Annotated in this window: 1 protein-coding gene; it reads right to left on the reverse strand. The window is 76.1% G+C overall.

The window, feature by feature from the left end:
• Positions 1-186: hypothetical protein (locus tag SSBG_RS35120; RefSeq protein WP_234010652.1), on the reverse strand; the 186-nt coding region annotated here is incomplete at its 3' end.
• Between the last annotated feature and the right edge of the window lie 229 nt (positions 187-415).

A 415-nucleotide genomic window follows, 5' to 3' on the forward strand; every position in this document is an offset into this window, starting at 1 on the left:
CCGCCCCACCGTGCGCGGCAACTCCGCCCAGTCACCTGCCACGGGGCCCGGTAGGCAGACCCCGCCGTACCGCTGCTGCCCCGCCCACAGCCCCGCCGCCAGCTGCAAGGGCCGCTCGCCGGGGAAGGCTCCGCGCAATGAGTTGAACACGGCCCGGGCCCTGCACAGTTCCAGAACGCCGCTCATTCCTTCGAACGAGTGAACGAAGCCGTACCGCCCCTGACCAGCGAGACGCACGTACCGCTCGCCCTCCCGCACCCGCACGTCCGCGTCCGTCCACTCCGGCACCCCGGAGACCGCGCCCCGCTCCGCACCAGCCCCCAACTTCCGCACCGGCGGGGCCCCGTCCCCGGCCCCCCGAGCCGGTCGCGCCCCCACTGCTGCCGCCCCCGGCGCCGCTCCCACTCCGTCCCCG

The organism is Streptomyces sp. SPB074, from assembly GCF_000154905.1.
Lineage (GTDB): Bacteria > Actinomycetota > Actinomycetes > Streptomycetales > Streptomycetaceae > Streptomyces.